Source organism: Sphingomonas sp. HF-S4, from assembly GCF_032911445.1.
GTDB lineage: Bacteria > Pseudomonadota > Alphaproteobacteria > Sphingomonadales > Sphingomonadaceae > Sphingomonas > Sphingomonas agrestis.
In genome coordinates this window covers 1,088,387-1,100,806 of sequence record NZ_JAWJEJ010000001.1, presented here as the reverse complement: position 1 = coordinate 1,100,806, position 12,420 = coordinate 1,088,387, and the positions used below count along the sequence as shown (strand labels likewise).

Genomic DNA, 12,420 nt, shown 5'->3' with positions numbered 1-12,420 from the left:
CGGGCAGGCTTGGGAGAAGGCATGGAAGTCGTCGCGGTCGATATCGGGGGCACCCATGCCCGCTTTGCCATCGCAGAGGTCGCCGAAGGCCGCGTCGTATCGATGGCCGAGCCGGTGACGCAGAAGGTCGCCGAGCATCCGAGCCTACAGCTCGCCTGGCAGGCGTTCGGCGAGACGCTGGGGCGCGAACTGCCCAAGGCCGCGGCGATCGCCGTCGCCTCGCCGGTCGGCGGCGAAGTGATCAAGCTCACCAACAATCCGTGGATCATCCGCCCCGCGCTGATCCCGGAGCGGCTCGGCGCCGATACCTGGACGATGGTCAACGACTTCGCCGCGATCGGTCATGCCGTCGCGCAGCTCGGCGACCAGGACTTCACTCATTTGTGCGGCCCCGACATTTCGCTGCCCCAGCGCGGATCGATCACCGTTTGCGGCCCGGGCACCGGGCTCGGCGTCGCGCAGGTGTTCCGTCGCAAGGGCGGGTACGACATCATCGCCACCGAAGGCGGGCATGTCGACTTCGCGCCGCTCGATCCGATCGAGGACGCCTTCGTCAAGCGGCTGCGCAAGGAATATAACCGCGTCTCGACCGAGCGGATCGTCGCCGGGCCGGCGATCGTCGCGATCTACGAGACACTGGCCGAGCTTGAGCGGCGACCGGTGTCGCGGCTCGACGACAAGAAAATCTGGACGCTTGCGTTCGAGGGCAAGGACAGCCTTGCAGTGGCCGCGCTCGACCGCTTCTGCCTCAGCTTGGGCGCCGTCGCGGGCGACCTTGCGCTGACCCATGGCCCGACCGGGGTGGTGATCGCGGGCGGTCTGGGGTTGCGTCTCAAGGACCATTTGCTGCAATCGGGCTTCGGCGAGCGCTTCGTTGCCAAGGGCCGGTTCCGGAACCTGATGGCGTCGATCCCCGTCAAGCTGATCACGCATCCGCAGCCGGGCCTGTATGGCGCCGCCGCGGCCTTTGCCCAGGAGCACGCCTTGTGACGAGTACGATTGCCGACATCATGCGCACGGCCCCGGTGATCCCGGTGCTGGTGATCGAGGACGCGGCGCACGCCCGTCCGCTCGCCGAGGCGCTGGTCAAGGGCGGGCTGCGCGTGCTCGAAGTGACGCTGCGCACCGGCGCGGCGATCGAGGCAATCGCCGAAATGAAGAAGGTCGAGGGCGCGATCGTCGGCGCCGGCACCGTCGTCAACACCGACCAATTCAAGCAGGTGATGGACGCGGACGTCGAGTTCATCGTCTCGCCTGGGCTGACCGAGCGGCTGGCCCAGCCGATCATCAACAGCGGCGTGCCGTTCCTGCCTGGCGTTGCCAATGCCGGCGACATCATGCGCGGGCTCGATCTGGGGCTGACGCACTTCAAGTTTTTCCCCGCCGAGACTTCGGGCGGGTTGAAGGCATTGAAGGCGCTCGCCGCCCCCTTCTATCAAGCGAAGTTCTGCCCGACCGGTGGGGTGTCGCTTGTCACCGCGCCGGATTGGCTAGCCTTCGATCCCGTGCTTTGCGTCGGCGGCAGCTGGGTCACGCCCAAGGGCGCTGGCAATGCGGAGGTCGAGCAACTCGCCCGTGAGGCGGCCAGCCTCGCGCACTGACCCATCGCTTCAGTTCAGCGCATCGTCGTAGGTGCGTTGGGCTGCAGTTACCTCGCCCATATGGGTTTCGGCCCAATCGATCATCGACCGCAGGGATCCGATCAGGCCGCTGCCCAGCGGCGTGATCGCATAGGTAACGGTTACGGGCACCGTCGCGATCACGCTTCGGGTGACGAGTCCGTCGCGTTCGAGCGAACGTAGTGTCTGGCTCAGCATCTTTTGCGACACGCCCTCGACGCGCCGCTTGAGGGCGTTGAAACGCATGGCTTCGCCGCTCAGCAGAAGCAGGATCAGCACGCTCCATTTGTCCGCGATCCGATCGAGCAATTTACGGGTCGGGCAATTCGCGGCGTAGACGTCGCCGCGCATGCAGGTTTCCTCCGGGGAACCATCTATCATCAAGGTGCCTTCTTGCATGATCGATATCTATAGTCGACTTGGTATCCATTGGAAACCATTAAGGACAATCGACATGAAAGTAGCGGTTCTAGGGGCGAGCGGGCGCGCGGGATCGGAGATCGTCAAGGAACTCGCCGGACGCGGGCACGAAGTGATCGCGATCGCCCGCAAGCCTGAGGCGATCCCGCAACGACCTAACGTCACGGCACAGGCGGGGGATGCCTCAGACCCGTCCGCGCTGATCGAATTGATCCGCGGCGTCGATGCTGTGGTCAGCGCACTGCATTTCGATATCCCTGCTGCCACGCTGCTCACGGCGCTACGCGAGGCGGAAGTGCCGCGGCTGCTGGTCACCGGCGGCGCGGCCAGCCTCGAGGTCGCACCTGGCAAGCGCGTGATCGACGATCCCGCGTTTCCGGAAGAGTGGAAGGGCATGGCCCTGGGCGGAATCGCATTTCTCGACGCCCTGCGCGCCGAGAAAGCGATCGACTGGACCTTCTTCTCGCCCGCCGCGCTGCTCTTCGAAGGGCCGCGCCTTGGCAACTATCGCCTCGGCACGGACCAGCTCGTCACCGATGCGAACGGCGACAGCAAGATCAGCTTCGCCGACTATGCCGTTGCGATGGTCGATGAATTGGAACGGCACCAGCACAGCCGCGCGCGCTTCACCGCCGCATATTGAATGCATCGGGCGCGTCGCGAAGGCGGCGCGCCTTACATCTCCCCGCGCGCGCGCCTTAGGGCATACCATTTCTGGACGTTCGCATTGTGCTGCTCGAGGGTGTCCGCGAACACATGGCCGCCCGTGCCGTCGGCGACGAAATAGAGCGCGCTCGACTGGGCCGGATCGAGCACCGCGTCGATCGATTCCTTGCCCGGATTGGCGATCGGCCCAGCCGGCAGGCCGGTCATCGCATAGGTATTGTAGGCGTTCTTCGCGCGCAACTCGGACTGGAGGATGCGCCGGCCGAGCGGCTTGCCCTTGGTGATCGGATAAATGATCGTCGGATCGGCCTGGAGCATCATGCCGGTGCGCAGCCGGTTCGAATAGACCGCAGCCACCGTCCGGCGCTCCTCGGGCTTGCTCGTTTCCTTCTCGACGATCGCGGCGAGCGTCAGCGCCTCTTGCGGCGTCTGCACCGCAATGCCGGGCTTGCGACGCTCCCACGCCTTGGCGAGATACGCGTCCATCGCCTTCTGCATGCGATCCAGCACCGCTTGCCGCGTGTCGCCGCGATTATAGGCATAGCTGTCGGGCAGCACCGAGCCTTCGGCGGGCACGCTCACCGGGCCGTCGAGCTGAGGCGCCTTCATCAGCGTTTCGTAGACGACGATCGACGGCGTCCCCTCGGGCACGCGGACGAAGCGCTGGAGCGTCTGGCCGCCCTGGAGCATCTTGAGCAGGTCGGACTGGCTAAGCCCGGCAGGCACGCGATATTCGCCCGCCTTGATCGACTTGCCGCCGCCGAGCAGGCGCGAGAGCAGCACGAACTGCCCAGCCGAGCGGATCGCGCCGGCCTTTTCGAGCTCGGCGGCCGCCTGGCTGAGGCTAGCGCCCTGCGGGACCAGCACGGTCATGTTGGCGCGCGAAGGCCCGCTGCCGGCCCAAAGCTGGAGCACGCCGAACCCCGCCGCCACTACCAGCAGCAGGACGACGAGGATCGCGCAGCCGCCTGCCCGCCTCCGCGGACGACGCGGAGGCACGGGATCAGACAGCCTTCATCACCAGGCTGGCATTGGTGCCGCCAAAGCCGAAGCTGTTGTTGAGCACGGCCTTGACCTTGCGCTCCTTGGCCTTGAACGGGACGAGATCGACGCCCGCGCAGTTCTCGCTCGGATTATCGAGGTTGAGCGTTGGCGGGACGATCTGGTCGCGCAGCGCGAGGATGCAGAAGATGCTCTCCACTGCGCCGGCACCGCCGAGGAGGTGGCCGATCGCCGACTTGGTCGAGCTCATCGACAGCGTGTCGATCGCGCTGCCGAACAGCCGGCGGACCCCGCCCAATTCGAGCTCGTCGCCCAGCGGCGTCGAGGTGCCGTGGGCGTTGATGTAATCGATGTCGCCGAAGTCGAGGCCGGACTTCTTCATCGCCATCTGCATCGAGCGGAACGCGCCGGAGCCTTCGGGATGCGGCGCGGTGACGTGATAGGCATCGCCCGACAGGCCGTAGCCGATCACCTCGGCATAGATCTTGGCGCCGCGCTTCTTGGCGTGCTCATATTCCTCGAGCACGACCACGCCGGCGCCTTCACCCATCACGAAGCCGTCGCGGTCCTGGTCCCAGGGGCGGCTGGCCTTGGTAGGATCGTCGCGGAAGCCGGTCGACAGTGCGCGCGCCTGGCCGAAGCCGGCGATGCCGATCGGGCAGATCGCGCCCTCGGCGCCGCCCGCGAGCATGATGTCGGCGTCGTCCATCGCGATCATCCGCGCGGCGTCCCCGATCGAATGCGCGCCGGTCGAGCAGGCGGTCACGACTGCGTGGTTGGGGCCCATCAGCCCGTACTTGATGCTGACCTGGCCGGAGATCAGGTTGATCAGGCGGCCGTGGACGAAGTGCGGCGAGACGCGCTTGGGTCCCTTTTCGGCGAGCACCAGCGATTCGCTCTCGATGCCCGGAAGGCCGCCGATCCCGGCGCCGATCGAGCAGCCGGCGCGGAAGCGGGTCGCCTCGTCCATGTCGAGCAGCCCGGCGTCCTCGATCGCCTGTCCGGCGGCGTCGATGCCGTAGACGATGAAGGGGTCTACTTGGCGCTGGATCTTGTGGTCGACGCGCTTGCTCGGATCGAAGCCATATTCATGGTCCGGCGCCTTCACCTCACACGCATAATTGGTGTGAAAGTCGGTGGCGTCGAAACGCGTGATCGTCGCGGCGCCAGACTTGGCGGCGATGATGTTCTTCCAGGCCGTCTCGACATCGGCACCCAGCGGGGTGACGAGCCCAAGGCCGGTTACGACTACGCGGCGCATGGCGTTCTCTCCGTCAACTTCTCTCGGCGGGATAGAAATCCCTCAAAACGAAACGGCTCCCCGCCCCTCTCTCGCGAGCCCGGACGGGAAGCCGCTGAATGGCAATGCCGGCCCCATCAGGGCAGGACGCCGGAGGGCGATCAGCCTTCCTGATGCTCGCTGATGTACGAGACCGCGTCGCCGACCGTGGTGATCTTCTCGGCTGCATCGTCGGGGATCTCGACGCCGAACTCTTCTTCGAAAGCCATGACCAGCTCGACGATGTCGAGGCTGTCCGCACCCAGATCGTCGATGAAGCTCGCTTCGGGCTTCACTTCGCCGGCATCAACGCCGAGATGGTCGACGACGAGCGCGGCAACGCGCTGGGTGATCTCTTCCTGGTTGGCCATAGTCCCTGTTTTCCTTTGTCTGGGGCTCTGAATTTCTTGTGAACGCACCTAGAATGCCGGGGATGCCGTTGCAAGGGGGCACGCCGCAGTGCCGAAATGTTCAGGCCTGCGAAAAATCGAAGCTCGCATATTGGATCGTGCTGAGGAAGGCGAAATATTCCGCCAGCAGCTCGGCATTCTCGCGCGTCTGCTTTTCTTCCTCGGTCACCGATTCCCGCACGAGCGCCTGGGTCTCCGCCGGGGCGAGCGCGCGGTTGCGGGTTTCCTCGGGCAGCGCGAGGAAGCGCTCCTCGAGGCTCGCCGCCTCGAAGCCGCGTTCGCCGATCACCCGCTCGGCGACGGAGAGGCCGAGCTTGGCGAGCGTATAAACCCGCGCCGCCTTTACCGCCGCTTCGGACCAGTCATGCTCGAGTCCGCACGCCGCGGCGGCGCTGGCGATGCTGCCGCCGACCGCGGGATCGTAGCTCGGCCGCTTGCCGCTCTCGGCCATGTTGCGCGAGACATCGGCATGAAGCTTGGCGGTAGCCGCCGGGCTGAGCTTGCCCGCGACGCAGTCGATCGTCGCGAGGTCCGCGGCATGAGCGGGTGCCGCGAGCAGGCACAGACCGAGAGCGAGGATGCGCATGCTCAGAGCATCGCCATTCCGCCGTTGACGTGCAAGGTCTGCCCGGTGACGTATCCGGCCTCCTTGCTGGCGAGATAGACCACCGCCGCGCCGATATCCTCGCCGGCACCGAGGTCGCCCGCGGGGATGCGGGTGAGCAATGCGGTCTTCTGCGCTTCGGGCAGGACATCGGTCATCGCGCTGCGGATGAAGCCCGGGGCGACGCAATTGACCGTGATGTTGCGGCTGGCGAGTTCCTGGCCGAGCGCCTTGGACATGCCGACCAGCCCGGCCTTGGACGCAGCGTAGTTCGCCTGGCCGGGATTGCCGGTGGCACCGACGACGGAGGTGATCGAGATCATCCGGCCGAATCGCGCCTTCATCATCGGCTTTGCCGCGGCGCGCATCAAGCGGAACGCAGCTTCCAGGTTGACGCGGATTACCGTGTCCCACTCCTCGTCCTTCATCCGCATCGCGAGATTGTCGCGGGTGACGCCGGCATTGTTGACGAGGATGTCGAGCTTGCCGAGCGCTTCGACTGCCTGGGGGACGAGCGCATCGACTTCGGCGGCGTCGGATAGGTTGGCGGGAAGCGCGACATGGTCGCCGCCCAGTTCGGCGCGGAACGCCTCGAGCTTCTCGGCATTCGAACCCGATACCGCAAGCCGTGCGCCCTGCGCGGCCAGCGCCTTGGCGATCGCCGAACCGATCCCGCCCGAAGCACCGGTAACGAGGGCGGTCATGCCTGTGAGGTCGAACATGCTTTGATCCTTATTTTATTCGCGCAGAGGCGCAGAGGACGCAGAGGACGCAGAGGGGTTGTGATTATTGACGAGCCGCCGGATGCCCTCAAACTCGATATCGATCGCGCGCTGCGTGGCTACCGCATATCCCATTGCGCGAAGGCGCGCCGCGAGCACAGCCTCATAAACGCTTTCAAACAATCCAGGGCCAAGCTCGCGATGCAAGCGTATCGCCACATCGACAACATCGCCACTGACCCGATCGATATCCTTCAACCGATCGTCCTCTGCGCCTCTGCGCGAACCTCTTATCTTCTACTCAAAGCGTCTTAGCCAGCGCTTCGATGTCGTCCATCGTGACGAGGCTGGTGGTAAGGGCGTCGGGGGCGATGCGCTTGACCATGCCGGCGAGGACCTTGCCGCCGAATTCGACGAACTCGGTGACGCCCGCTTCCTGCATCGCCAGCACCGACTCGCGCCAGCGGACCATGCCGGTAACCTGCTCGACCAGCAGCGTGCGGATCGTCGCGGGATCGGCGACCGGCGACGCAGTGACATTGGCATAGACCGGCACCAGCGGCGACTGAACCGCCACCGCGGCAAGCGCCGCCTCCATCGCGTCGGCGGCGGGCTGCATCAGCGGGCAGTGGAACGGCGCCGAGACCGGGAGCAGCAACGCACGCTTGGCGCCCATTTCCTTGGCGAGCGGCAAGGCGCGCTCGATCGCAGCGAGATGGCCGGAGATCACCACCTGCGAAGGGTCGTTGTCGTTGGCGACCGCACAAACCTCACCCTGTGCCGCGGCATCGGCGATCGACTGCGCCTTGTCGAGATCGGCACCGAGCAAGGCCGCCATCGCGCCTACGCCGACCGGCACCGCCGCCTGCATCGCATCGCCGCGCGTGCGCAGCAGCCGCGCGGTGGTGGCGAGGTCGAACGCCCCCGCGGCACACAACGCGGTATATTCGCCAAGGCTGTGGCCGGCGACGAAATCGGCCTTGTCGGCAAGGCGAATGCCGCCGTCCTTCTCGAGCACGCGCAGCACCGCAATGGCATTGGCCATGATCGCCGGCTGGGCGTTGGCGGTAAGGGTGAGTTCGTCCTCGGGGCCCTCGGCCATGATCTGCGAGAGCTTCTGGCCGAGCGCGTCGTCGACTTCCTGGAAGACTTCGCGCGCATGCGGGCTGGCCGCGGCGAGCGCGACGCCCATGCCGACCGCCTGGCTGCCCTGGCCGGGAAAGATGAATGCGCGCATATGGCTCTCCGTTGAATTCAGGCGGCGCGGACTAGAACCGTTGCCGCGCGCTCGCAAGCCTGGTTCGCGGGCCACTTCCTCTCAGCGCTCTCCGCGCCTCCGCGCGAAGAAAGCTGAACGAACCCGACCCGACTGCGACAATTGGAGACCATTTTGCCGCTTGGCCGGGACAGGGCTGCGACAACCGACTCCTACATAGGTCTCAACGCCGCACAACGGCGCGAACCTGAATGGAGTAGCAGTCATGAAGAAGTTCATTCTCGGTCTGGTCGCCGCTTCGATCGCCGCCACCCCGGCGATGGCCGCCGCAGCCCCGCAGCGCGGCTACAGTGCCGAGCGCACCGTCGTCCGCGAACGCCCCAACGGCAATGTCGTCGTCCGGCACACCGAGCAGCGTGACTATGGCTACAACAACCGCGGCTATCAGAACCGCAACTGGCAGCGCGGCCAGCGCTTCGACAGCCGCTATGCGCGGAACTATCGCCAGATCGACTATCGCCAGTATCGCGGGCTACGCGCCCCGCCGCGCGGCTACCACTATGTCCAGTCGGGCAACGACGCGGTGCTGGTCGCGATCACCAGCGGCATTATCGGCGCCGTATTCGCCAACATGATCCGCTGAACCACAAAGACGGCGGGGCCTCCGGGCTCCGCCGTTTTTGCGTCCCTTTTCGAGACCGGAGTGGAAATTTCCAGGGCTCGTGCGTTGATGGTCGTTAACCGTAACGAGCCGCGCGTGAACGACACCGATTCCCTCTTTCCGATTGCCCTGATCCAGCGCCCGCGCCGGCGCACCTGGCTGTTTGCGACGCTGGCGAGCCTGCCGCTGCTGGCGCTCGTGCCCGTGCTCGGCATGGCCAAAGCGTCGCGCCAGGCCCCCTCGCCCGCCGTGGCAGCCACCAGAACCCGAGCGGCCGAGCATCAGATCGATCGTCCCGCGACCATCACGCTCGGCGCGATGATCGAAGTACAGCGCCGAGAGCGCGAGGCGCGCCGTGCACTTGCCGAGGTCCAGCAGTCGGGTGCCGCGCTCCCACCGGGCGAGGCCTGGCAGGCGCAGCTCGGTGCGTTCGGTTCTGCGGAGGCCGCGGAGCGACAGCGCGCGCGACTGGTCGAGGCGGGTGTGATCGTGGTGGTACGGCAGGAGGGTGCCTTGCATCGGCTGCACAGCGTGCCGGCGCTTCGGGCCGAGATCGAGGGATTGTGCGCCCGGGCGATGGCGAATGGCGTGGATTGCTTCTTGCGCCGGGCAATCTGACCGAATTTGTGCGTTCCGGCCTTCGCCGGCGCGCGCAAATGCCCCGCGCTTATCCCTTGCATTTGCGCCGCGTTGCCCGCATAGGCGGTGCCAGCCGGGGTGGAGACGCGTTCTCCGCCCCCGCTTGTTTTTGAGACGACAGCCGGAGGGGCGCCGCACGGGGCGGCGTCAGCGATCGGCCAACATGGAAGAGAATACATGGCTCTATACGAGCACGTGTTCCTTGCGCGCCAGGATCTGGCGCAGGCGCAAGTGGACGCCCTGGCGGAAGCCGCCACCAAGATCATCGAGGACAACAAGGGCAAGGTCGTCAAGACCGAGACCTGGGGCCTCCGCAGCCTCGCCTATCGCATCGCGAAGAACCGCAAGGCGCATTACGTGATGCTCGAGATCGACGCGCCGGCAGGCGTTGTCGCCGAGCTGGAGCGCCAGACGCAGATCAACGAAGACGTCATCCGCTACATGACCGTCAAGGTCGATGGGCTGGAAGAAGGTCCGAGCGTGATGATGCGCAAGGGTCAGGACCGCGAGCGCGGCCGTGGCCGTCGCGATCGCGACGATGCCGGTGGCAACACCGGTTTCGGCGGCGGCAGCGAATAAGGAGCATATAGACCATGGCACGCCCGTTTTTCCGCCGCCGCAAGAGCTGCCCCTTCTCCGCGAAGGACGCTCCCCGGATCGATTACAAGGACGTTCGTCTGCTCCAGGGCTTCGTGTCCGAGCGCGGCAAGATCGTCCCGTCGCGCATCACTTCGGTGAGCGCGAAGAAGCAGCGCGAGCTGGCCCAGGCCATCAAGCGCGCCCGTCACCTGGGCCTGCTGCCCTACATCGTTAAGTAAGGAGCGCCAGAATGGACGTCATTCTGCTGGAACGCGTCGAGAAGCTCGGCGCCATCGGCGACGTGGTGAAGGTCAAGGACGGCTTCGCCCGTAACTACCTGCTCCCGAACAAGAAGGCGCTGCGCGCCAACGAAGCCAATCGCAAGGTCTTCGAAGCCAACCGTGCCCGCATCGAGTCCGAGAACGCGGCGCGCCGCGGCGAGGCCGAGAAGGAAGCCGGCAACTTCAACGATGTGTCGGTCACGCTGATCCGCCAGGCTTCGAACACCGGACAGCTCTACGGTTCGGTCGCAGTGCGCGATCTCGTCGAGGCGATCACGGCCGATGGCCACAAGGTCACCAAGGCACAGGTCGTGCTCGACAAGCCGATCAAGTCGATCGGCGTGTACGAGGTCAAGGTTGCGCTGCACCCCGAGGTGTCGGTGACCGTCAAGGTCAACGTCGCCCGCTCGCCCGAAGAGGCTGAGATGCAGGCACAGGGCGTCGACGTCATGGCGTCGATGTTCGAAAAGGACGAGGCGGGCTTCGTCGAGGATTACGATCCCAACGCCGAGCCGGGCGCGACCGCCGAAGTGCGCGAAGAGTCGACCGAAGGCGAGAACGCCGAGGGCTGAGCCTTCGCCGATCCAAAGAAAAGGCCGTCCCGGAGCTTTCCGGGGCGGCCTTTTCTTTGTGTGCCCGAAACGGCAAAGAAAAGGGCCCGCGGCAGCGGCGCTGCGGGCCCAGTTTCTTTCGTGGAGAAGGGTTGCAGGCGCCGTTACGGGCACGAAACGCAGGCGCCGATCACTGCGGCGAGCGGGATCAGGGCGAGAAATACGGGCAGAAACTTGGCCATCGGACAACCTTTGTTCGACAATTCGTGGGTTCAACGAGCCGTGGCTAACAAGGTTGCAGCCGGCTGACTACGCGGTTCGGCTTGCGTTCAGGCAGGGGCCGCACCTAGTGCGATCCGAATGCTGGTCGCTCTCCTCCCCCTCGCCGCGGCAATTACCGCGCCTGCCGACCGGCTCGAACGCGAGATCGTCACCGAACTCAATTTCGTCCGCGCAAATCCAAAGGCTTATGCCAAGCGACTGCGCGCCTATCGCCGCCAGTTCCGTGGCAAGATCGTCTACTATCCCGCCAAGCCCGAGGGGCTGCGCACGCGCGAGGGGGTCGTCGCCGTCGACGAGGCGATCGCGTTTCTCGAGCGCCAGCCGCCGCTGCCGGCGCTCTCCCCTGCCCGCCTGCTCGCCGAGACCGCAGGGCTGCACGTCGCCGAACAGGGACCGCGTGGCGCGACCGGCCATTTCTCCGAGAACGGCGACGATCCGCGTGATCGTGCACGCCGTGCGGGCGGCGGCGATTACGTCGCCGAGACGATCACCTATGGCCCACCCTCGGCAGTCGAAGTCGTACGGCAGTTGATCGTCGACGACGACGTGCCGGGGCGCGGGCATCGCCGCACCGTATTCGCCGCCGAGATGCGCCATGTCGGCGTGCGTTGCGGACCGCATAAAGTCTATCGCACGATGTGCGTCGCCGAATTCGCGCGGCACCCGGACGGGCGGCGCTAGGGTTAACTCCGGAATATCCGCGCGGCTTGCCAACGCGTTAGGGCATTTCCCGTCATCATCGGCATTCGGCGCGCGGTGGGCGCGACGGAGGTTCGGGGGGAACGCCATGCATATCGTGCATCTCGCCATCGTCGGGCTTGCGGCCTGCGTCGCCCTGCCGGCCGCGGCCAATGACGGCACGCCACGCCGCCGGCCGCTCGAAGCGCAGGTGCTCGAACGGATCAATCACGCCCGCCAGAACCCGCGCGCCTATGCCGAGGAATTGCGCGACTATCGCCGCTATTTCGATGGCGACATCCTTTATCTCCCCGGGGACTTCAACGGCATCTACACACGCGAGGGAATCGCTGCGGTCGACGAGGCGATCGACTTCCTCGAACGCCAGGCGCCGCTGCCCGCGCTCGATCATGGCGACCTGCTCGCGCTCGCTGCGCGTGATCATGCCGAAGACCAGGGCGCGCTGGGCGCGACCGGGCATGTCTCGCGCGATGGCGCCGGCCCGAGCGAGCGCGTCCGTCGGCGCGGCGGCAACGTCTTCGTCGGCGAGAGCATCTCCTACGGCATGGCCGATGCCGACGCCGTGGTCCGCCAGATGGTCGTCGATGACGGCGTGCCGGGGCGCGGCCACCGCACGCTGCTGTTCCAGAACAACTTCCGTTTCGCCGGGGTCGGCTGCGGCGGACACCGCCGCTACGGCCATATGTGCGTGGTCGACCTGGCCGGCACGATCGACGGCGCGCCCGACCTGTCGCGCTCGGCAAGCGCGGCGACGCGCGCGGTGCCGGGCCAGGCCCGCGCGCGCTAAGCA

The 12,420-nt window shown here is 66.2% G+C and carries 18 protein-coding genes; 10 read left to right on the top strand and 8 right to left on the bottom strand.

Annotation, left to right across the window (positions count from 1 at the left end):
* Positions 1 to 21 precede the first annotated feature (21 nt).
* A complete protein-coding gene (glk, locus tag RZN05_RS04625; protein WP_317225448.1) occupies positions 22 to 990 on the top strand; it encodes a glucokinase in 969 nt (322 codons plus the stop codon).
* A 20-nt stretch (positions 991 to 1,010) separates the two neighbouring features.
* Positions 1,011 to 1,601 (top strand): bifunctional 4-hydroxy-2-oxoglutarate aldolase/2-dehydro-3-deoxy-phosphogluconate aldolase, encoded by a 591-nt coding sequence (gene eda, locus RZN05_RS04620; RefSeq protein WP_317227562.1) that lies wholly within the window; start codon positions 1,011 to 1,013, stop codon positions 1,599 to 1,601.
* A 9-nt stretch (positions 1,602 to 1,610) separates the two neighbouring features.
* Here eda and RZN05_RS04615 read toward each other — a convergent pair whose 3' ends face one another.
* Positions 1,611 to 1,970, bottom strand: a complete 360-nt coding sequence (locus RZN05_RS04615; protein WP_317225447.1) for a winged helix-turn-helix transcriptional regulator — start codon at positions 1,968 to 1,970, stop codon at positions 1,611 to 1,613.
* A 103-nt stretch (positions 1,971 to 2,073) separates the two neighbouring features.
* On the opposite strand from RZN05_RS04615, the gene RZN05_RS04610 reads away from it, so the two are divergent.
* The gene (locus RZN05_RS04610; protein ID WP_317225446.1) at positions 2,074 to 2,682 is read left to right on the top strand and encodes an NAD(P)-dependent oxidoreductase; all 609 of its coding nucleotides are present in this window, start codon (positions 2,074 to 2,076) and stop codon (positions 2,680 to 2,682) included.
* 32 nt (positions 2,683 to 2,714) lie between these two features.
* Here RZN05_RS04610 and mltG read toward each other — a convergent pair whose 3' ends face one another.
* From mltG to fabD, 7 genes are all read right to left on the bottom strand, one after another.
* The gene (mltG, locus tag RZN05_RS04605; RefSeq protein ID WP_317225445.1) at positions 2,715 to 3,704 is read right to left on the bottom strand and encodes an endolytic transglycosylase MltG; all 990 of its coding nucleotides are present in this window, start codon (positions 3,702 to 3,704) and stop codon (positions 2,715 to 2,717) included.
* A gap of 4 nt (positions 3,705 to 3,708) precedes the next feature.
* Entirely contained in the window at positions 3,709 to 4,968 is a 1,260-nt protein-coding gene (gene fabF, locus RZN05_RS04600; RefSeq protein WP_317225444.1) for a beta-ketoacyl-ACP synthase II, read from the bottom strand.
* 140 nt (positions 4,969 to 5,108) lie between these two features.
* Positions 5,109 to 5,357: an acyl carrier protein gene (locus RZN05_RS04595; protein WP_056612581.1), complete on the bottom strand. Its 249-nt coding sequence runs from the start codon at positions 5,355 to 5,357 to the stop codon at positions 5,109 to 5,111.
* A gap of 100 nt (positions 5,358 to 5,457) precedes the next feature.
* Positions 5,458 to 5,982, bottom strand: coding sequence for a hypothetical protein (locus RZN05_RS04590; RefSeq protein WP_317225443.1), 525 nt, complete (start codon positions 5,980 to 5,982; stop codon positions 5,458 to 5,460).
* 2 nt (positions 5,983 to 5,984) lie between these two features.
* Positions 5,985 to 6,722 (bottom strand): 3-oxoacyl-[acyl-carrier-protein] reductase, encoded by a 738-nt coding sequence (gene fabG, locus RZN05_RS04585; protein WP_317225442.1) that lies wholly within the window; start codon positions 6,720 to 6,722, stop codon positions 5,985 to 5,987.
* Positions 6,723 to 6,737: 15 nt separating this feature from the next.
* Entirely contained in the window at positions 6,738 to 6,980 is a 243-nt protein-coding gene (locus RZN05_RS04580; protein ID WP_317225441.1) for a GxxExxY protein, read from the bottom strand.
* Between the two features lie 43 nt (positions 6,981 to 7,023).
* Positions 7,024 to 7,959, bottom strand: coding sequence for an ACP S-malonyltransferase (gene fabD / locus RZN05_RS04575; protein ID WP_317225440.1), 936 nt, complete (start codon positions 7,957 to 7,959; stop codon positions 7,024 to 7,026).
* A 244-nt stretch (positions 7,960 to 8,203) separates the two neighbouring features.
* Between fabD and RZN05_RS04570 the strand changes: the two genes are divergently transcribed.
* The 7 genes from RZN05_RS04570 to RZN05_RS04540 all read left to right on the top strand — a co-directional run bounded on the left by RZN05_RS04570 (position 8,204) and on the right by RZN05_RS04540 (position 12,417).
* Positions 8,204 to 8,581: an RcnB family protein gene (locus tag RZN05_RS04570; protein ID WP_317225439.1), complete on the top strand. Its 378-nt coding sequence runs from the start codon at positions 8,204 to 8,206 to the stop codon at positions 8,579 to 8,581.
* A gap of 114 nt (positions 8,582 to 8,695) precedes the next feature.
* The gene (locus RZN05_RS04565) at positions 8,696 to 9,217 is read left to right on the top strand and encodes an SPOR domain-containing protein (RefSeq protein WP_317225438.1); all 522 of its coding nucleotides are present in this window, start codon (positions 8,696 to 8,698) and stop codon (positions 9,215 to 9,217) included.
* A gap of 198 nt (positions 9,218 to 9,415) precedes the next feature.
* Positions 9,416 to 9,817: a 30S ribosomal protein S6 gene (rpsF, locus tag RZN05_RS04560; protein ID WP_317225437.1), complete on the top strand. Its 402-nt coding sequence runs from the start codon at positions 9,416 to 9,418 to the stop codon at positions 9,815 to 9,817.
* 14 nt (positions 9,818 to 9,831) lie between these two features.
* Positions 9,832 to 10,056, top strand: a complete 225-nt coding sequence (rpsR, locus tag RZN05_RS04555; protein ID WP_010543816.1) for a 30S ribosomal protein S18 — start codon at positions 9,832 to 9,834, stop codon at positions 10,054 to 10,056.
* Between the two features lie 11 nt (positions 10,057 to 10,067).
* Positions 10,068 to 10,670 carry a 50S ribosomal protein L9 gene (rplI, locus tag RZN05_RS04550; protein WP_317225436.1) on the top strand — a complete coding sequence of 201 codons (603 nt, stop codon included), beginning with the start codon at positions 10,068 to 10,070 and terminating at the stop codon, positions 10,668 to 10,670.
* 339 nt (positions 10,671 to 11,009) lie between these two features.
* Positions 11,010 to 11,612, top strand: a complete 603-nt coding sequence (locus tag RZN05_RS04545; protein ID WP_317225435.1) for a CAP domain-containing protein — start codon at positions 11,010 to 11,012, stop codon at positions 11,610 to 11,612.
* Positions 11,613 to 11,718: 106 nt separating this feature from the next.
* On the top strand, positions 11,719 to 12,417 hold the full coding sequence (locus RZN05_RS04540) for a CAP domain-containing protein (protein WP_317225434.1): 699 nt from the start codon (positions 11,719 to 11,721) through the stop codon (positions 12,415 to 12,417).
* Positions 12,418 to 12,420 lie beyond the last annotated feature (3 nt).